Consider the following 18,948-nt stretch of genomic DNA (forward strand, 5'->3'; position numbering starts at 1 on the left):
TCAGCACCAAAACCGCGCCGGATCACTGCTGCGAACGGACTCCGTCGCCGGTCGAGGCCGTTTTGTCATCGAGCGGGTGCCCGCGCAGCGCGAACAGTGCATAGCCGGTCACGAACAGCAGCAGAAGGCCGGACGCGGCGAAAGTGTCGCCAGCCGAACCCAGCAGCTTGGTGAGCAATCCGCCGAGCAGCGCGCCGAGCGGGATCGCGCCCCAGACGACGGTGCGCCAGACCCCGAGCACGCGGCCGAGCAGTTCGCCCGGCACGAGCGTGTGGCGCGCGGTCGCGAGCACCACGTTCACCGCCACCACCGCCGCCGCGAACACGCCGAACAGCACCGCGGACACGACCGGCTGGCGGATGAGGCCCATTCCGCCGAAGCCAAGTGCACAGAACAACACCCCGCCGACCAGGACCGCCCGCCGTCCGATGCGCCGGACCAGCCGCGGTGTCAGCCCGGCCCCGAGCAGGCCGCCAGCTCCGCCGACGAACGCGAAAGCGCCGAAGGTGGCGTCGGACAAATGCAGGTCTTCCAGTGCGTAGAGCACAAGCTGTGCCTGAGCCAGCTCGCTGATCAGGCTGAGCAGGCCGGCGATCGCGAGCAGCCGCAGCAGCAGAGAATGCCGGCGCAGCCAGCGGAAACCGTCCGCGAAATCCGCCCGGATGTGCGACTTGGTTTCCTGCCGCGGCCGGTAGCTGCCCGCCATGCCCAGCAGCACCGCGGCGCCGACCGCGAACCCGACCGACGAGAGCAGGAACGGGAAGACCGCGAACATCGCGAAGGTCGCGCTGCCGACCGGTCCGCCGAGGAACGTCTGGCCGACGATTTCGCAGGCCTGCAGCTTGCTGTTGGCGTTCTCCAGCCGGTCCGCCTCGACCAGCGCGGGCGGCAGGACGTTCGCCGCGCTCTCCGCGACCGTTTCCGCGATGCCCACGAGCAGCGACGCGACGTAGATCGTCCAGATCTCCATCGTGCCGAACGTGAGCAGCGCGGTGACCACGGCGACCACGAGCGCGCGCATCGCGTTCGCGGCGATCATCGCTTTCTTGCGGTCGATCCGGTCGACGAGTGTGCCCGCCGGGATCGCGAACAGCAGCCACGGCAGGAACTGCACGGCCGACAGCGCGGCGATCTCGACCGGATCATGGGTGAGCTTGGTGGCCAGGAGCGGGAAAGCGACCTTGGCGATGCCGTCGGCGAGGTTCGACGTGCCGCTCGAAGCGAGCAGCCAGCGCAGCCGGCCGTCCGTCTGCCGATGCGACACGAACCACCTCACGAGGAAAGGAAACGCCCTGGTGAGGCCAGTCTAGGGAGCGCGGCGGCGTTCTGTGACGCTTTGGTGACCTTCGGTGGTTTCCGCGGTCGCCGCGCGGTGGTGATCAGGGAAGAGCAACGGTCCGGCGGAGTTCCGCCGGAATCAGCCCCAGCCGAGTTCGTGCAGCCGCTCGTCGTCGATGCCGAAGTGGTGGCCGAGTTCGTGCAGCACGGTGATCAGCACTTCCTCGACGACGTCGTCCTCGGTGTCGCAGATGTCGAGGATCGGCTCGCGGTAGATCGAGATCCGGTCCGGCAGCGCCCCGCTGTAGTGACTGGTGCGCTCGGTGAGCGCGATGCCGTGATAGAGCCCGAGGATGTCCGGTGCTTCCTCGTTGAAGTCCTCGACCAGCACCACGACGTTGTCCATCGCCGCGGCGAACTCCGCGGGCACCTGGTCGAGCGCGTCGGAGACGAGTTCCTCGAACCGCGCCAAGCTCATCTCGACGGGCACGGCTCAGTTGCCTCCGCCGGAACCGGAGCTGGAACTGGGCGGCGGGCTCTGCTGCTGGCCGGAGGAATTCGCCGCCCCGCTCTTCACACTGCCGGTGACCGCCTGGAATCCGCTGCCGTCCTGCAGCGTGGCCGCGACCTTGCAGTTGACCTTGGTGGACCCGGCGTCCCAGCTCTCCTGCTCGCGCGAGTCCCAGCCCAGCGTGAGCTTCTTCGCCGACAGGTCGGCGCTGCCGGTGTACTCCTTCGCGGCCTTGTTGCACTCGGTGTCCAGCCAGGTCTTCTGGTCGTCCAGCTTGGGGTAGCCGTCCTTGAAGTGCGAGGCGAGGTCGAGCGTCGCGATGATCTCGTAGGAGTGCGGCTTGCCGCAGTCGATCGGGTCGCCGACGCCCTTGCCCGCGAGCGCGAGGCAGGTGCCCGGGGCCCACACCATCGACTGGTCCTGGGTCTTCGCCGCGCCGGTGGTGGGCTGCAGCGTTCCGCCGGGACCGGCGAACTGCAGGCCGCAGCGCAACTGCCGATCGCCCTGCGACCACTGCGCCGACGTGGGCCGCAGCAGGTTGGTGGTGAGCTTGCCGTACGGGTCGAGCGGGTGGCCGAGATACGGCCGCACGTCGGCGTTGCACTGCTGCTGCGCGATGTCCTGCCACTGGTCGAGGCTCGGGAACGGAGCCTGCTGCGGGTACTTCGCGCCGATGTCGACCACCGTGGTGACCTCGAACAGGTGCGGCTGCGTGCACGGCACCTGGTGCGCGTCGGAGGCGTCCTTGGCACTCCAGGTCAGGCAGGTGCCCGGCGGCGAGTGGAACGCCTGCTGGGCGGCCTCGCTGAGCTTGCCCTCGCCGCCGCCCGCGCCTCCGGCGAGCGTGTCGGTCCAGGAGAAGGCGACGCTCAGGGCCAGCGCGATGACCGCGCCGAGGAACACCCCGGCCATCACCACGCGGGTGGTCAGGGTCTGCATGCGCGAAGGGAACCGCTCCGAGCGTTGAGACATCGATACCTATGATGCCCGCGCCGCATGAACCGCGCGTGTGCCGGGTCGATTAGGGTGGAACGCGGGGTTTGCAGTGCTGGGGGATTACGGAGCGCACATGACGCAGGACGACAACAGCGGCGTGCAGCCGCCCGAGGAGCCGAAGAAGCCGGGTTCGATGCGTTTCCAGGACGCGAACACGCAGCCGCGGCAGCCCTCGGTGGCCGAACAACGGGCCCGCAAGCAGGCCATCGCCGACCAGGAACGCGAACGGCAGGCAGCCGTCGCGGCACGGGAGGCGGCCGACGCGAAGGCGGCCACGAAACGCAAGATCCTGATCGGGAGCGGCGTCACCGTCGGACTCGTCGGGCTCGTCGCGACGTTCTACACGATCGCGAAGCCCTCCGAGATGACCGCGTCCTGCGTCTCGTCCGACGGGGTCATCCAGGACGACAAGTACTGCTCTGAGGACTACGCGGTCGCCAACCACGGGCACTACAGCGGCGGGTTCTGGATCATCCCGCTACCGGGGGGCGGGTACAGCCAGTACCGCTACAACTACGGCGGCACCGGCAACATCGGCCAGCACGTGTCCGGCGGCAGTTACACCGCGCCGTCGGGCAACACCAACGTCACGACCAAGTCGGGTACCAGCGTCCAGCGCGGCGGGTTCGGCATCAGCGGCAAGAGCGGCAGCAGCTTCGGCGGGACCGGGAAGAGCGGAGGCTCATAGGTGTATCGGGACCGGCGGGAACCGCGCCGCGACTGGCAGCGGATCGTCGAAGAGCAGGGCCTGGTCTACGGCACCCCGGCGCGCGACGGCACCGGCAAGCCCCGGCCGTACTGGGACGAATCGGTGCACTACGTCTTCGACATGGACGAGGTGCTCTCGCTCGAGGCGGACGTCGAACTGCTGCATTCGATGTGCCTGGAGGCCGTCGACAACGTCGTGACCACCGAGCAGTACCAGCGCTTCGGCATCCCGGAGTGGGTGTGGCCGCACATCGCGGAGTCGTGGAAGCGCCAGGACCCGCACGTCTACGGCCGCTTCGACCTGCGCTACGACGGCAAATCGCCGGCCAAGCTGCTGGAGTACAACGCGGACACGCCGACCACGCTGCTGGAGGCGTCGCTGCTGCAGTGGCACTGGAAGACCGACGTCTTCCCCGAGGACGACCAGTGGAACTCGATCCACGAGAAGCTGGTCGAACGCTGGGAGGAGATCGGCGGCAAGCTGCCGTCGAACGAACTGCATTTCACCTGGTCCGCAGCCGATCCGAGCGGCGAGGACCACGTCACCACGGCGTACCTGCAAGAGACCGCGGCCGAGGCCGGGCTCGACACGGTCGGGCTCGCGATCGAGGAGATCGGCTGGGACCCGGTGCTCAAGCGGTTCGTCGATCTCGCCGAGGCGCAGATGTCCACGGTGGTGAAGCTGTACCCGTGGGAATGGGTGGTCGACGAGGAGTTCGGCAAGTTCGCGGTGGAGACCATGCCGCGCACGCTGTGGGTCGAACCGCTGTGGAAGATGCTGCTGTCGAACAAGACGCTGCTCGCCGTGCTGTGGGAGAACTACCCCGGGCATCCGAACCTGCTGCCCGCGTTCGCCGACGACCCCGGCCTGCTCACCGAGTACGTGCGCAAGCCCAAGCTCGGCCGCGAGGGCGCGAACGTGCAGATCGTGGCCACCGGGTACGAGACGCAGACGGACGGCGTCTACGGCGCGGAAGGCTACGTCTACCAGGCGTTCGACCCGCTGCCCGAGTTCGACGGGTACCGGCCCGCGCTCGGTGCGTGGATCGTCGGCGACTCCGCGGCTGGCCTCGGCATCCGGGAGACCAGCGGACTCGTCACCGACGACGGCGCGGCGTTTGTGCCGCACCGGATCCCGGAGTCGTGATACAACCCTGGATGTCCGATTCAACTGGCTGAATTGGCCATCCAGGGAGACCCCGTGACCTCGACGCTCGCGTTGCCCGCAACGTTCGGTTCCGACCTCGTGCGCGGTATCGGCGCGATCCTGCTGTACGGCATCGTCGGCCTGCTGCTGATGTTCGCCGGTTTCTACGCGATCGACTTCACCACGCCGGGCAAGCTGTCGAAGCTCGTCACCCGCGGGCTGCCGAACGCGGTGATCGTGACCGCCTCCGGGCTGCTGTCGATGGCGTTCATCGTCGTCGTGGCGATCTACAGCTCCGCGAGCGATCTGACCGCCGGGCTCATCACCTCGCTGGTCTACGGCCTGATCGGGGTCATCGTCCAGGTGCTGGCGGTGCGGCTGCTGGAGTGGGCGACCCGGATCGACGTCGGGTCCACGATCCAGAGCGAGAAGTTCGCGCCGGCGAGCGTCGTCGTCGCGGCGGCGCACCTGGGGCTCGGGCTGGTCGTCGCGGTAGCGATTTCGTAGCGTTCGCGCACTGCCGCGCGGTCCCGTTCCCACTAACGTGGGACCCGTGCGACTCCTCAGGACGCCGGAAGACCGGTTCGCGGACCTGCCCGATTTCGCCTTCGAACCTCAGTACACCGACCTGTCCGACCCGGACGGCGGGCTGATCAGAGTCGGCTACATCGAGGCCGGGCCCGCGGACGGCCCGCCCGTCCTGCTGCTGCACGGCGAGCCGAGCTGGTCGTTCCTCTACCGGAAGATGCTTCCGGTGCTGGCCGACGCCGGGCTGCGGGCGATCGCCCCGGACCTGGTCGGGTTCGGCCGGTCGGACAAGCCCGCGGAGATCGTCGACCACAGCTACGCACGGCACGTGGAGTGGATGCGCCGGTTCTCGTTCGACGTCCTCGGGCTCGAAGGGGTCACGGTCGTCGGGCAGGACTGGGGCGGGTTGATCGGGCTGCGCCTGGTGGCCGAGCACCCGGGGCGGTTCGCCGGGGTAGTGGCGGCCAATACCGGGTTGCCTACCGGGGATGTGGACATGCCTCCGGTGTGGCACAAGTTCCGGGAGGCCGTGGAGGGCGCGCAGATTCTGGACGTCGGGCGGTGCGTGCAGGCCGGGTGCCAGACGCCGCTGTCGGAAGAGATTCGGGCGGCTTACGACGCGCCGTTCCCGAATGAGATGTACAAGGCTGGACCGCGGGCGATGCCGGGATTGGTGCCTACTCGGCCGGATGACCCGGCGTCGGAGGCGAACCGGGCGGCGTGGGCGACGTTGACTGAGCTGGACGTGCCGTTCTTGTGCGCGTTTTCGGACGGGGATCCGATTACTGGGGCGATGGGGCCGATTCTGCAGCGGTCGATGCGCGGGGCGACTGGACTGGACCACCCGACGGTGGCCGGGGCCGGGCACTTTCTGCAGGAGGACGCGGGGGAGGTTCTCGCCGAGCACGTGGCGCGGTTCGTCCGCCGCTGACCTTGTGAGTGCCTACGCCGGTTAGAACCGGCATAGGCACTCACAAGGGGTCAGGACAGGGCGGCCAGCGAGTCGACCAGGATCTGCAGCCCCTCGGCGGCTTCGGCTTCAGTCAGCGTCATCGGCGGCCCGATGCGCAGGACGTTCTTGTGCAGGCCGCCCTTTCCGATGAGCAGGCCGCGCTTTTTCGTTTCTTCCAGCATTTGCTTGGCGGCAACGGTATTCGGCGTCGTGGTGCCGGGTTCGACGAGTTCTACGCCGATCATCAAGCCCTTGCCGCGGACTTCGCCGACGAAGGGGCTGTTCGCCGCGCGCAGGCCACGCATCAACTGGTCGCCTCGGGCTTTGCAGTTGGCTTGCAGGTCGTGCTCGTCGATGTAGTCCAGGACGGCCAGCGCGCCTTGCATGGAGACTGGATTGCCGCCGAAGGTAGAGAAGGACTCCGCCTGGAAGCAGTCCATGACGTCGCCGCGAGCGACCACACCGCCTACGGCCAGGCCGTTTCCCAGTCCCTTGGCGAAGGTCATCATGTCCGGGACCACGTCGTGCGCCTGGATGCCCCAGTAGTGGTCGCCGGTGCGGCCCCAGCCGGTCTGGACCTCGTCGGAGATGAACAGGATGCCGTGCTCGTCCAGGACTTCCTTCATCGCCTTGAACAGGCCGTCCGGCGGGGAGCTGAAGCCGCCTACGCCCTGGATCGGCTCCGCGATCAGGCAGGCGACGTCGCCCGCGGTGGCGGTCTCGAGGAGTTCCACCAGGTCGGCGACGCAGGCGTCGATGTAAGCGGTGTCGGGCAGGTCGCGGAAGGGGCTGCGATAGCGGTAGCCGCCGTGGACGTAGTTGACCTTGATCGGGCTCAGCGAGGACGCGGACCAGCCGCGGTTGCCAGTGATCGCGACCGTGCCGAACGACCGGCCGTGGTAGGAGTTCCGCATCGCCAGCACCTGGTTGCTGCGGCGGTACTGGGTGGCGAGCATCAGCGCGGTGTCGTTGGCCTCGCTGCCGGAGTTGGTGAAGAACACCTTGGCGTCCGGGATGCCGGAGCGTTCCGCGATCCGCTCGGCCAGTTCGACCTGCGAGCGGATCAGGTAGAGCGTCGAGGTGTGCAGGACACCGGTGTCCAGTTGCTTGCGGACGGCGTCGCTGATCGCGGGGACGTCGTAGCCCATGGCGTTGGTGAGCACGCCCGCGAAGAAGTCGAGGTAGGTGCGGCCGGCGGAATCGGTCAGACGGCGATCCTGCGCGTGCACGATTTCGATCGGCTCGTCGTACAGCAGGGACATCCAGGACGGGAGCACCGCGCGGTGGCGCGCGAGCAGGTCGTCGGTCATGTGAGTTCCCTCCGCTCCGGGTTCTAGCGAGTATGGGGAGCGCGGGAAACGGGCGACAACGATCAGACTGTCGGGTTGTCTTCAGTGCCCCGCACAGTGTGTACGGGAAACCGCGTCGAAGTCGTGGCTGGCCTGCGACTACCCTTCTGTCCGTGATTGACCCCAGGACTCTGCGCGAAGACCCGGAAGCCGTGCGCGCGTCGCAGCGTGCCCGTGGCGAGGACGAGGGAGTGGTCGACAAGCTGCTCGACCTCGACACGCGCCGCCGCTCTGCGATCGCCACCGCCGACAAACTGCGGGCCGAGCAGAAGTCCGTGTCCAAGCAGGTGCCGAAGGCCTCCGCCGAGGACAAGCCCGCCTTGCTCGCCCGGGCCAAGGACCTGTCGGCGCAGGTCAAGGCCGCGGAGGTCGAGCAGAACGAGGCGTCCGAAGAGTTCGACAAGCTGTTCCGGATCCTGCCGAACCTGGTGCACCCGGACGCGCCGATCGGCGGCGAGGACGACTTCGCCGTGCTGAAGACCGTCGGCGAGGTGCCGTCGTTCGACTTCGCCCCGCGCGATCACCTCGACCTGATGGAAGGCCTCGGCGCGCTCGACATGGAGCGCGGCGCGAAGGTGTCGGGCTCGCGGTTCTACTTCCTGTCCGGCGTCGGCGCGCAGCTGCAGCTCGCGCTGCTGAACATGGCCGTGGCACGCGCGACGGCGAACGGCTTCACGCCGATGATCACGCCGTCGCTGGTCCGCCCGGAGATCATGGCCGGCACCGGCTTCCTCGGCGCGCACTCGTCGGAGGTGTACCGGCTGCGCGACGACGACCTGTACCTCGTTGGCACGTCGGAGGTGCCGCTCGCGGGCTACCACTCGGACGAGATCCTCGACCTCGCCGCCGGTCCGCGCCGCTACGCGGGCTGGTCGTCGTGCTACCGCCGCGAGGCCGGGTCGTACGGCAAGGACACCCGCGGCATCATCCGGGTGCACCAGTTCGACAAGGTCGAGATGTTCGTCTTCGCCAAGCCGGAGGACGCCGAGGCCGAGCACGAACGGCTGCTGGGCTGGGAAGAGGACATGCTCGCCGCGATCGAGGTCCCGTACCGGGTCATCGACACCGCGACCGGCGACCTCGGCACGTCCGCCTACCGCAAGTTCGACTGCGAGGCGTGGGTCCCGACGCAGGAGACCTACCGCGAGCTGACTTCGACGTCCAACTGCACCACGTTCCAGGCGCGGCGGCTGTCGGTCCGCTACCGCGACGAGAACGGCAAACCGCAGACGGCCGCCACGCTGAACGGCACGCTGGCGACCACGCGCTGGATCGTCGCGATCGTGGAGAACCACCAGCAGCCCGACGGTTCGGTCCGGGTGCCGGTCGCGCTGCGGCCGTTCCTCGGCGGGCTCGAGGTGCTGGAGCCGGTCAAGCGCTGAACTTCGCGAAGGCGAGACAACCTCAGATGGAATCCGACAGAGCCCTGATTCCCGCTCTGCGCAAGGCCGGTGTGCTGGCCACAGTGGACTATGCGCTGGCTTTCGCCGCGCTCGCGGTCGCGGGCTGGCTGCTCTTCGCCGCGGAAAAAGGGACGCACGCGTCGTTCCGGTTCGGGCTGATCTCGATCGGCGGCGCGGCGTTCTGCCTCGTCGTCAACGGGGTCATGCTGGTCCGTGGGCGGGATCGGCGCCCGCTGTTCCAGTCCGCGGACACTCAGTTTCTCGCGACGCTTCGCCAAGGCTCGTTGCGGATCTGGCTGTTCGGGCTGCTGCTCGCGGTGATCGGCTCCGGCGTGGTGCTGCTGGTGCCGAACTCGCATCCCTTCCGGCCGCAGGTGAGCGCCGCCACGATGGCCATCGCGATCGCCGCTGCCGCGGTGGTCGTGGTGGCGTCCGGGGTGTCCGCGGCCGTCGTGCGCCGAGCAGTGCCGAAACCGTGATCGCCGGGTTGTTCCTTCCGGTTCCGCAGGTGCGGAACCCCGCTGGTCAGTAGGGTGCTCGGCGGAGGAGGAAACAGCCGATGAGGTTCAAACAAGCGGCGGTCGCCCTGGCGGCGGTCGCGATGCTGCTCGCCGGGTGCACGCAGCAGGTGAGCGGCGTGGCTTCGCCGGTGCCGGGGCAGGGGCCGGTCACGCCGGTCGTCGAGCCGTGCCAGCTTCTCGACGCGAAGCAGCTCGCCGGGCTTGGCTACAAGCCGCAGGGCAGGGCGGTGAAGGCGAGCAAGGAACAGCGCGCGCCCGCGATGTGCCTGTGGACCGCGACGGACACCGAGCACACGGTGGTCATGTCCGTCGGCTGGTCGGTGGATCTGAGCCTCGACGACTACCTCCAGGGCGCCCTCAAGAAGGCCGACCCGGTACAGCTAGGCGGATTCGCGTGGACGCGCTACGCCGGGTTCATGGGCGGCAGCTGCGATCTGTACACGACGCTCGGGCCCAAGTCGTTCGCCTTCGTGAGCGTGTCCTATCCGGACGACGCGCAGGCGTGCGAGCGCACGAAGAAGGTCATCCCGCAGGTCGCCGCGCATCTGCCGGGCGGGCAGCCCGCACCGTCGATCGCGCCGAGCACGCCGCCGGAGGGCACCGCGCCGACCGGGCCGCTCGCGTCGGTCAATCCGTGCCAGCTGCTGAAGCCGGAGCAGGCGCAGCAACTGAAAATGGCGCCGAACGGCGAACTGGACAGTTCCAAGGTCATCTCGCCGAACGTGACCTACTGCCTGTGGAAGGACACCGACGGAGACGGCGGGCAGAAGCCGTTCGAGGTCTGGGTCGGGCCGGACGTGCCGTTGAAACGCTGGCCCGGCATGGAGGTCGCGCCGACCGAGCAGATCGATGTGAACGGCAAGAAGTGGTCGCTGTTCCCGAACTTCAACGATTCCGGCGGCGTGATCTGCGCGGCCGGGCTCCCGGTTTCGGACACCGCCTCGATCCAGATCGTTAGCGGGCAGCTGGCCGACAAGACCAAGGCGTGCGACGCGATCAAGGCCGGAATCCCGATGGTGTCGGGGAATCTGCCTTCCTGAACCGTCTACATCGGACTGACGAGGACGGCTCAGTCGGTCACCCGGTCGGCGATGTACTTGGCGATCTCCAGCGCGCTCGTCGCCGCCGGGCTCGGCGCGTTGAGCACGTGCACCTGGTCCTTTGTGGACTCGATGAGGAAGTCGTCGACCAATGAACCGTCCGGGCGCAGCGCCTGCGCCCGGACACCGGAACCGTGGCGCACGATGTCGTCCTCGGTCACCGCGGGCACGAGCTGCGCGAGGCTGGCGGCGAACCGCTTCTTCGAGAACGACCGCAGCACCTCTTCGAGACCGGTCGGGTACGCGTACTTGCGCGCGAGCTTCCACGCGCCGGGGAAGCGGGCGACGTCGGCGAGATCCTTCACCGACACGTCCGCCCAGCGGTAGCCCTCGCGGCGCAGCGCGAGCACGGCGTTGGGGCCCGCGTGGACGCTGCCGTCCAGCATGCGGGTCAGGTGCACGCCGAGGAACGGCAGCGTCGGGTCCGGCACCGGGTAGATCAGGCCGCGCACGAGGTGGCGGCGCTCCGGCTTCAGCTCGTAATACTCGCCGCGGAACGGCACGATGCGCGCGCTCGGTGTGATGCCCGCCATTTCGGCGACGCGGTCGGCGTGCAGGCCGGCGCAGTTGACCAGCGCGTCCGCGTGCAGCACCTCGGAGCCGGTGGCCACCTCGACGCCGCCGCCGCGAGCCGGGCGGATGCCCAGCGCGGGGGTGTTCAGCCGCAGGTCCGCGTCCGCCTCGTCGAGCAGTCGCACGAGCGCCGCGCACACCGCGGGGAAGTCGATGATCCCGGTCGACTCGACGCGCAGCGCGGCGACACAGGACACCTCCGGTTCGTACTCGCGGGCCTCCGCGGGGGTGATCCGCTTGGCGGGCACGCCGTTGGCCTCGGCCCGTTCGGCGAGCGTGTCCAGCGCGGGGATCTCCTCCTCGCGCGTCGCCACGACGAGCTTGCCGCACACCTGTACGGGCACCCCGTACTGCCTGGCGAAATCCACAATGGACCGGTTGCCGCCAACCGACATCCGCGCCTTGAACGAGCCGGGCTTGTAGTAGAGCCCGGCGTGCACGACATTGGAGTTGTGCCCGGTCTGGTGCGCCGCCCAGCGAGCTTCCTTTTCGAGCACCGTCACGTCCTGGCCGCGCTGGGACAGCTCCCAAGCGACCGACAGCCCGACGATTCCCCCACCGATCACAACTACGTTCCGCACGGCAGGGAAGGCTACGCGCTCTCCTGCGGCGCTGCGTACCCCCCGACGGCGTGGTACCCGTTCACTGAACCGGGGACAATCCGGCCAACGCGAGGCGGCGATGCGGTTCTAGCTGCTTACCGGCGGTGTACGCGGCGGTGAACCCGTCCGGTCCGAGCGCCTTCTCCGCGGCTGCGGTGACCTGCGCGACATCGTGCTGGCCGGGCACGGCGGCCCCGCGCACCGCGGCGGCCGCGCCGAGCAAGGCGGCGGCGTCGGCGAACCGGCCCTCCTCGGCGAAGACCCCGGCGACGCCCTCGAACGCGGTGGCCAGTGACCCGTGGTCGTGCCAGCGGTGCGCCGTTTCGACGCCGAGCCGCATCCGCCCCCGGGCATCCTCGGGGCGGTGTTCGGCCACGTCGATCCAGCCGAGCGCGATCGACGCGGCGGCCCGCACGATGGCGGCCGAGAACGAGTCCGCCGTGCATTCAGCGAGCGCCTGCTCGGCGAGGGCCCGCGCGCCGGCCAGATCTCCGGAGCGGCGGGCGACACCGGACAGGCCGACATGACCGCTGCCTCGCGTCTCGGGCATCCCGGTGCGGTGGGCCAGTTCGATGGTCCGCTGGTAGTCGGCCTTCGCGCCCGCGAGGTCGCCGCGCAACGCGCGGCTGTCGCCGCGACGGCACAGCAGGTCCGCGTAGTCGTCGGTCGCGCCGAGCGTCTGCATGAGCGACAGGGACTCGGTCATCGCGGCGAGCGCTTCCTCGTGACGGCCGCGCAACACCAGCAGCTGCGACAGGTGGTCGAGCGCCATCGAGAGCCCCCAGCGTTCGCCGAGAGCCCGGTAGCGCGCTTCGCCTTCTCGCAGACCGCGTTCGGCTTCGTCGAGTTCGCCGGCGAGCATCGAGCGCAGACCGTCGCCCATCGGCACGAGCGCGGTGAGCCACGGATCGGGATGATTTTCGAGCCCGGACAGCCGGAGCCGCGCGTCGTCGTCCTCCGGCGGTCCGAGCACGACGCCGGACAGCATGAGCATCATCGGATGCTCCGGGGCCCACGAACTGTCTACTAGGTATTGCTCCACATAGGACCGATAGTTCGCCGTCTCGGCCGCCTCCGGGGCGCCAGCCATCGCGGTCAGCAAGCACATGAGGAATTGCTCGCGGTGTCCCTCCGGCGGCTCCGCTTGGCAGTGGCGCACGACTTCCATCGACAGCGCCGCGCCTTCGTAACGTCGTCCGCGCAGCCACCAATACATCGACAGCGCGGTAGCGATCCGCAAGGCCGTCGCCGGATCTGCCGCGGCCGACCACCGGAGCGCGGCCACGATGTTGTCGTACTCAGCGTCGATTTTCCGCAGCCAGTCCAGCTGTTCCGCGGTACGCAGCTTCGGGTCGGCTTCCTCGACGAGCCGCAGGAAAACCTGCGCGTGTGTGTGCCGGAAGCGTTCGGTCTCGCCTGCGGCGTCGAGCTTTTCCGCGCAGAACGCGCGGATCGTCTCCAGCATTCGGTAGCGCCCGCTAGACGGTTCGACGAGCGACTTGTCGGCGAGTTCGGGGAGTAGGTCGACGGGGGCGTCGCACACCTGCTCGGCGTACGCGAGCGTCGCGCCGCCGGTGAAGACGGTCAGCCGGCGGGCGAGGCGGCGTTCGTCGTCATCGAGGAGATCCCAGCTCCATTCCACGACGCCGCGAAGCGACTGGTGCCGCTCGTCGGCGGTGCGGCTGCCGCGGGCCAGCAGTTGGAAGCGGTCGTCGAGCCGCGCGGCGATGTCGGCGACCGGCAGCGTGCGTACGCGGGCAGCGGCCAGTTCCAGCGCGAGGGGAAGGCCGTCGAGCGCGGTGCAGATCCGGACGACGTCGGCCGTCGTTTCGTCGGTCAGCCGGAAGGCGGGGTCGCTCGCCCGGGCGCGGTCGAGGAACAGCCGGACCGCGGGGTAGGTCTCAACCGACTCAGCGCCCGGCGGCGGAACGGCGAGCCGAGGGACCGGCGCGAGCTGCTCGCCGGTGATGCCAAGCGGTTCCCGGCTCGTCGCCAGCACACGCAGCCCGGGGCAGGCGAGCAGCAGCTGCGCGACCAATCTCGCGGCTGCGGCGATGACGTGTTCGCAGTTGTCCAGCACCAGCAACGTCGCCTGATCGCGCAAGGCCGAGACAAGGCGGTCGACGGGGTCCTGGCGACCGCGGGCTCCCTCGCGCAGGCCGAGCGCGGTGAGGACGGCCTGCGGAACGTCGTCCGCGACGTGCGGGGCCAGCTCCACGAAGACGCACGGTCCCGCGTCCGCCGCGGCTTCGATGGCCAGCCGGGTCTTCCCGGTCCCGCCCGGACCGAGCAGCGTGACGAGCCGGGCCTGCCGCAGGAGATCGGCGACCTGCCGCAGTTCGCTGTCCCGCCCGACGAAACTGGTGAGCTGCGCCGGCAACGGTGTCGCGGCGTTCGCTGACTCGCCGCGCAAAGCGGCCAGATGCGCCTCGGTGAGGTCTGGACCAGGGTCCGCGCCGAGTTCGTCGGCGAGCGTGCGGCGGGCGTCCTCGAACGCGGCCAGTGCCTCGGCGGTCCGGCCAGCCGCGTGCAAGGCCCGCACCAGCTGGGCACGCGGCCGCTCACGCAGCGGGTGCTCGGCGATAGCGGAGCGCAGCTCGTCGAGGACGTCGGCGGCGCGGCCGAGCGAGATCTCCGCGTCGACCCGGTCGGCGGCCGCCTCGGCCCGCAGTTCGGTCAGCCGGGTGGCCTGGACCTCTACCGCCGGTACCGCCGGGACATCGGCGAACGCCGGTCCGCGCCACAGCGCGAGCGCCTCGCCGAGCAGGTCGCTGGCCCGCGTCGGATCGCCCTCGGCCAGTTCGCGACGGCCTTCACCGGCCAGCCGCTCGAACCGGTGCACGTCCACTTCGTCCGGTTCGATCCGGAGGCGGTACCCCGCCGAGGTGAGTTCGATCGGCAGTTTCAGCGCGCTGCGCAGCCGCGAGACCTGTGATTGGAGCGCGTTGGCCGCGCCGTCCGGCGGTTCCTCGCCGTAGAGCCCGTCGATGAGCCGCTCGGCGGACACGAACCGCCCGGCGTCCGCCGCGAGCAACGCCAGCAGCGCCCGGCCTCGCGGGCCGCCCACGGCGACCGTCCCGCCCGTGCCGTCCCACGCGACGACGGCCCCCAGCACCCCGATCCGCATCCCGTGAGCCTATGCCCGGAACGGGTGCTTACCCGTGGGTTCTGTCCCCGAAACAGGCGGCAAACGCGACTTCTATACACTTTGGCGCGACCCCGCGCAATGCGGGACACCCCGATGCACAGGAGATCTACAGTGGGCGAACCCGTCCTGCTCGGGAAGCCGACCGTCGGCGACGAAGAGCTCGCAGCCGTCGCCGAAGTGTTCCGTTCCGGCTGGCTGGCCGGCGCGGGCCCGGCGTGCCGTCGCTTCGAGGAGCGGTTCGCGCAGCTGACCGGCACCGCGCACGCGCTGACCACCAGCAACTGCGGCTCCGCCCTGTTCCTGGGCCTGAAGGTGCTTGGCGTCCAGCCCGGCGACGAGGTGATCGTCGGCGACTACACCTTCCCGGCGACCGGCCACGCCGTGCTGCAGGCCGGCGCGAAGCCGGTCTTCGCCGACATCCGCCCGGACATCTTCAGCGCCGACCCGGCCGCGATCGAAGCGCTCATCACGCCGCGCACGGTCGGCATCCTCGCCGTCGACGTCGCGGGCCAGCCCGGCGACTTCGACGAGTACCGCGCCATCGCCGACAAGCACGGCCTGTGGCTGTTCGAGGACGCCGCCTGCTCCGCGGGCGCGACCTACCGCAACCGCCCGGCGGGCAGCCTCGCCGACCTGGCCGCGTTCTCCTTCCACGGCCGCAAGGGCATCACCGCGGGCGAGGGGGGCGCGCTGGTCTCGGACCGCGAGGACCTGATCTCGCACGCGCGCAAGATCCACACCTACGGCATCGAGCCGGCGATCAGCCGCGAAGGCTCGGACACGCTGCCGATCCCGTCCTTCCACGAGCTCGGCTGGAACTTCCGGCTCTCGGACATCCAGGCCGCGATCATGGGCGTCCAGCTCGACCGGCTGCCCGACCTGCTCGCCGCCCGCCGCTCGGTGGCCAAGCGCTACCACGAGGCGTTCGAGGACGTCGACGCGCTGACCGTGCCGGTCGAGGCCCCGGACCGCGAGCACCCGTGGCAGGCATACCTGATGACGGTGGCCCCGGAGATCAGCCGCGACGCGCTGGCCCTGCGGATCCGCGAGCAGGGCGTGCAGTGCAACTTCGGCACCTACGCCTCCCACCTGCAGCCGGTGTACGGCGAGCAGCAGCCGCTGCCCGTCTCCGCCGACGCCTTCCGCCGCCAGCTGGCGATCCCGATGCACGCGGAACTCACCGACAGCGAAGTCGAGCGCGTGGTCACCACCGTGCGCGAAGCCGTGTCCGCTCTTTCCTGACCCGCCGACCTCCCTGAGGAGAACCCATGTCCGACAAGAAAGTTTTCTTCACCGGCGCCGGCGGTTTCATCGCCTCGCACGTGATCCCGATCCTGCTGGAGAAGGACTACACGGTCCGGATCTTCGACAACATGACCCGCGGCGACCGCGACCGCGTCAACGAGTTCGTCGCCACCGGCAAGGTCGAGCTGGTCGAGAAGGACGTGCGCTACGGCGTCGGCGTCCGCGAGGCCATGCGGGGCTGCACGCACGCGATCCACTTCGCCACCGTGTCGATCAACAAGTCGATCGCGGACCCGGGCGAGTCGATCGACATCAACATGGTCGGCAACAACAACGTCTTCGCGGCCGCGGCCGACGAGGGCGTCGAGCGCCTGGTGTTCGCCTCCAGCGCCTCGGTGTACGGCGAGCCGGAGAAGCTGCCGATGCACGAGGACGACAAGCTGAACCCGCTCACCCCGTACTGCATCTCCAAGCGCGCGGGCGAGGACCTGCTCGGCTTCTACGAGCGCACCAAGGGCCTGTCCTGGAACGCGCTGCGGTTCTTCAACGTGTACGGCCCCGGCCAGAAGATCGAGGCGTACTACACCTCGGTCATCAACCACTTCATCCAGCGCCTGCGCGCCGGCCAGCCGCCGATCATCGACGGCGCGGGCGACCAGTCGATGGACTTCGTGCACGTGACCGACCTCGCCAAGGGCGTCGTCGCCGCGCTGGAGTCGGAGCAGTCGAACCTGCCGATCAACATCGGCACCGGCATCGACACCTCGATCGCCACCCTGGCGAAGATCCTGATCGAGGCGGTCGGCGTCGACGTCGAGCCGGTGTTCAACAAGCGCGACGTCCTCGTGTCCCGCCGTGCCGCGGACATCACCCGGGCCCGCGAGGTGCTCGGCTGGGAGCCGCAGATCACCGTCGAAGAGGGCATGCGCGCCTTGGTGCGGGACTCCGAGTGAGCCTCGCCGTCGGCGCGTCTTCCGAGGGGAATGCGTAATGAGCACTGCGGGCCCGGCCGAAGGAAAGCCCATGCGGATCGTGGTGGTGAACAACTTCTTCCCGCCGCGCGTGGGCGGGAGCGCGCACATGTCGGCCTCACTGGCCGCCGAGTACGCGGCTGCCGGACACGAAGTGCTGGCGATCACCGCTGCCTACGGTGACGCGCCGGCGGAAGAGGAGCGCGACGGATACCGCGTCGTGCGCCTCCCCGCGGTGAAAATGCCGCAGCTCGGCCTGTCGATCGACTTCGACATGACGTTCGCGTCGATGCGGCCGGGCAACTGGCGGCGGCTGTGGAAGCTGCTGAACGAGTTCAAACCGGACGCGGTGCACCTGCACGGGCAGTTCTTCGACCTGTCCTGGATGGTCGGCATCTACGCGCGTCGGCGCAAGCTGCCCGTTCTGCTGACCATCCACACGCTGCTGATCAGCGAGAACAAGATGTACGGGCGCGTGTTCCGGGCGCTCGACGCGATGCTGGTGAACCCGGTGCTGAAGTACCTGCGCCCGCGCTTCGTCATTCTCGACAAGCTCGGCGTGGACTACTGCGTCGAGCGCTACGGCACGAGCGACGAAAACTCCGAGTACTTCCCGATCGCGGTGGACACCGGGCATTTCGCCAAGCCGGTGACCAAGGACGTGCGCGCGGAACTGGAGATCGGGGACGCGCCGCTGATCGTGTCGCTCGGACACGTGATCCCGCTGCGCAACCGGCTGCCGCTGATCGAGGCGCTGCCCGCGATCCTGGAACGGCACCCCGGACTGCGCGTGGTGATCGTCGGCCGGGTGTATCACGACGCGTTCCAGCAGCGGGCCAAGGAACTGGGCGTCTCCGACGCGCTGATCGTCACCGGCGCGGTGCCGAAGGCGGACGTGCCCGCGTACTTCGCGGCCGCGGACATCGTCACGCACGACCTCAACGGCGGCTGCGGCACCGCGTCGCTCGAGGCGATGCTGTCGGGTACGGCGACCATCGCGTCGGTCGCCGAGGACAACTACCCCGGCATCGAACTGCACAACGGCGAGAACATCCTGCTGGTGCGGCCGAACGATTCCGAGGCGGTCACGTCCACCGTGCTGTCCCTTTTGGACGATCCGAAGGAGCGCGCGCGCATCGCCGAACGCGAAGCCTCGATGGTCCGGGACAACTTCGGACTGGACGTAGTGGCCGAGGAACACCTGCGGGTGCTCACGAAACTGGTGGCGGACAACTGATGTTCTTCGACGACGAGCGCAGCAACCGGCTGCGCCCGATGATCCTGAACGACCTCGTTTCGCAGTACATGAACGACGCCGAGCGGGCCGCGTTCTACGGCCTGCCGGAATCGTGCCGGGTGCGCGAGCGAGTCAAGATCGTCAGCCCGGGCAACCTCACGATGGGCGAGCACTGCTGGATCGGCGAGGGCGCGACCCTCGACGCCAGCGGCGGGCTGGAAATCGGCGAGCACACCAGCATCGGGCTGAACACGCTGGTGTTCACGCATTCGAGCTGGCTCGCGAACATGGCGCTGGAAAACCATTCCGGCAGCGATCTGATCGAACGCAAGCCGGTGAAAATCGGCAAAGGCTGCTTTATCGGCGGCCTCGTGGTGATCATGCCGGGCGTCACGATCGGTGACTTCGCGACGGTGCAGCCGAACTCGGTGGTCGCGAAGGACGTCCCGGCGCGTTCGCTGGTGGCGGGCAATCCGGCGCGCGTCTTCCAGCGCTACGACGAGGAGTACATCGAGGCGGAGGTGAAGCGGGTCCGCGAGGAGAACGCCCGCCGCCGAGCGCTGTCGGACGACTCGTCCGGGTGGGGTTCCCCGTCAGGCGACTTCACGGGGAAGTGATTCGGACACGGTGCGTCACGCGCTGGCGGATGCTCCGGGTAACATGGGACACTACTCTCAGT

The 18,948-nt window shown here is 69.2% G+C and carries 17 protein-coding genes; 11 read left to right on the forward strand and 6 right to left on the reverse strand.

The features are described from left to right. Positions 1-22 precede the first annotated feature (22 nt). The 3 genes from L3Q65_RS36950 to L3Q65_RS36960 form a co-directional block, all read right to left on the reverse strand. Positions 23-1,276 carry an MFS transporter gene (locus L3Q65_RS36950; protein WP_237597745.1) on the reverse strand — a complete coding sequence of 418 codons (1,254 nt, stop codon included), beginning with the start codon at positions 1,274-1,276 and terminating at the stop codon, positions 23-25. A 141-nt stretch (positions 1,277-1,417) separates the two neighbouring features. Beyond that, the gene (locus L3Q65_RS36955) at positions 1,418-1,768 is read right to left on the reverse strand and encodes a metallopeptidase family protein (RefSeq protein ID WP_182893649.1); all 351 of its coding nucleotides are present in this window, start codon (positions 1,766-1,768) and stop codon (positions 1,418-1,420) included. A 3-nt stretch (positions 1,769-1,771) separates the two neighbouring features. After that, entirely contained in the window at positions 1,772-2,761 is a 990-nt protein-coding gene (locus L3Q65_RS36960) for a septum formation family protein (protein WP_237597746.1), read from the reverse strand. Between the two features lie 97 nt (positions 2,762-2,858). On the opposite strand from L3Q65_RS36960, the gene L3Q65_RS36965 reads away from it, so the two are divergent. Genes L3Q65_RS36965 through L3Q65_RS36980 form a run of 4 tightly spaced genes read left to right on the forward strand, consistent with a single transcriptional unit; the run spans position 2,859 to position 6,099 of the window. After that, positions 2,859-3,473 (forward strand): hypothetical protein, encoded by a 615-nt coding sequence (locus L3Q65_RS36965; RefSeq protein WP_182893651.1) that lies wholly within the window; start codon positions 2,859-2,861, stop codon positions 3,471-3,473. Further along, positions 3,474-4,640, forward strand: coding sequence for a glutathionylspermidine synthase family protein (locus L3Q65_RS36970; protein WP_182893652.1), 1,167 nt, complete (start codon positions 3,474-3,476; stop codon positions 4,638-4,640). A gap of 54 nt (positions 4,641-4,694) precedes the next feature. Continuing rightward, complete coding sequence (locus tag L3Q65_RS36975) at positions 4,695-5,147, forward strand: DUF350 domain-containing protein (protein ID WP_182893653.1); 453 nt, start codon at positions 4,695-4,697, stop codon at positions 5,145-5,147. 37 nt (positions 5,148-5,184) lie between these two features. Beyond that, the gene (locus L3Q65_RS36980; protein WP_237597747.1) at positions 5,185-6,099 is read left to right on the forward strand and encodes a haloalkane dehalogenase; all 915 of its coding nucleotides are present in this window, start codon (positions 5,185-5,187) and stop codon (positions 6,097-6,099) included. A gap of 50 nt (positions 6,100-6,149) precedes the next feature. On the opposite strand, the gene L3Q65_RS36985 is transcribed toward L3Q65_RS36980, so the two are convergent. Beyond that, positions 6,150-7,430, reverse strand: coding sequence for an aspartate aminotransferase family protein (locus L3Q65_RS36985; protein WP_182893655.1), 1,281 nt, complete (start codon positions 7,428-7,430; stop codon positions 6,150-6,152). A 152-nt stretch (positions 7,431-7,582) separates the two neighbouring features. On the opposite strand from L3Q65_RS36985, the gene serS reads away from it, so the two are divergent. The 3 genes from serS (at position 7,583) to L3Q65_RS37000 (ending at position 10,433) form a co-directional block, all read left to right on the forward strand. Next, positions 7,583-8,851, forward strand: coding sequence for a serine--tRNA ligase (serS, locus tag L3Q65_RS36990; RefSeq protein ID WP_182893656.1), 1,269 nt, complete (start codon positions 7,583-7,585; stop codon positions 8,849-8,851). Positions 8,852-8,877: 26 nt separating this feature from the next. Then, positions 8,878-9,351: a hypothetical protein gene (locus L3Q65_RS36995; RefSeq protein WP_182893657.1), complete on the forward strand. Its 474-nt coding sequence runs from the start codon at positions 8,878-8,880 to the stop codon at positions 9,349-9,351. An 80-nt stretch (positions 9,352-9,431) separates the two neighbouring features. Continuing rightward, the gene (locus tag L3Q65_RS37000) at positions 9,432-10,433 is read left to right on the forward strand and encodes a DUF3558 family protein (RefSeq protein WP_182893658.1); all 1,002 of its coding nucleotides are present in this window, start codon (positions 9,432-9,434) and stop codon (positions 10,431-10,433) included. 29 nt (positions 10,434-10,462) lie between these two features. Here the strand turns inward: L3Q65_RS37000 and lhgO are convergent, their stop codons facing one another. Both lhgO and L3Q65_RS37010 read right to left on the reverse strand, forming a co-directional pair. Then, on the reverse strand, positions 10,463-11,647 hold the full coding sequence (lhgO, locus tag L3Q65_RS37005; protein WP_037807063.1) for an L-2-hydroxyglutarate oxidase: 1,185 nt from the start codon (positions 11,645-11,647) through the stop codon (positions 10,463-10,465). 61 nt (positions 11,648-11,708) lie between these two features. Continuing rightward, positions 11,709-14,795, reverse strand: a complete 3,087-nt coding sequence (locus tag L3Q65_RS37010) for a BTAD domain-containing putative transcriptional regulator (protein WP_182893659.1) — start codon at positions 14,793-14,795, stop codon at positions 11,709-11,711. A 114-nt stretch (positions 14,796-14,909) separates the two neighbouring features. Here L3Q65_RS37010 and L3Q65_RS37015 point away from each other — a divergent pair, with 114 nt between their 5' ends. The 4 genes from L3Q65_RS37015 to L3Q65_RS37030 all read left to right on the forward strand — a co-directional run bounded on the left by L3Q65_RS37015 (position 14,910) and on the right by L3Q65_RS37030 (position 18,886). Beyond that, the gene (locus L3Q65_RS37015; protein WP_182893660.1) at positions 14,910-16,058 is read left to right on the forward strand and encodes a DegT/DnrJ/EryC1/StrS aminotransferase family protein; all 1,149 of its coding nucleotides are present in this window, start codon (positions 14,910-14,912) and stop codon (positions 16,056-16,058) included. A gap of 26 nt (positions 16,059-16,084) precedes the next feature. Beyond that, on the forward strand, positions 16,085-17,014 hold the full coding sequence (locus tag L3Q65_RS37020) for an NAD-dependent epimerase/dehydratase family protein (protein ID WP_043837832.1): 930 nt from the start codon (positions 16,085-16,087) through the stop codon (positions 17,012-17,014). A 70-nt stretch (positions 17,015-17,084) separates the two neighbouring features. Beyond that, positions 17,085-18,269, forward strand: coding sequence for a glycosyltransferase family 4 protein (locus L3Q65_RS37025; protein WP_237597748.1), 1,185 nt, complete (start codon positions 17,085-17,087; stop codon positions 18,267-18,269). Beyond that, positions 18,269-18,886, forward strand: coding sequence for a DapH/DapD/GlmU-related protein (locus L3Q65_RS37030; protein ID WP_237597749.1), 618 nt, complete (start codon positions 18,269-18,271; stop codon positions 18,884-18,886). The genes L3Q65_RS37025 and L3Q65_RS37030 overlap by 1 nt, the downstream gene beginning before the upstream one ends. Positions 18,887-18,948 lie beyond the last annotated feature (62 nt).

This window comes from Amycolatopsis sp. FU40 (assembly GCF_021903635.1).
Taxonomy (GTDB): domain Bacteria; phylum Actinomycetota; class Actinomycetes; order Mycobacteriales; family Pseudonocardiaceae; genus Amycolatopsis; species Amycolatopsis dendrobii.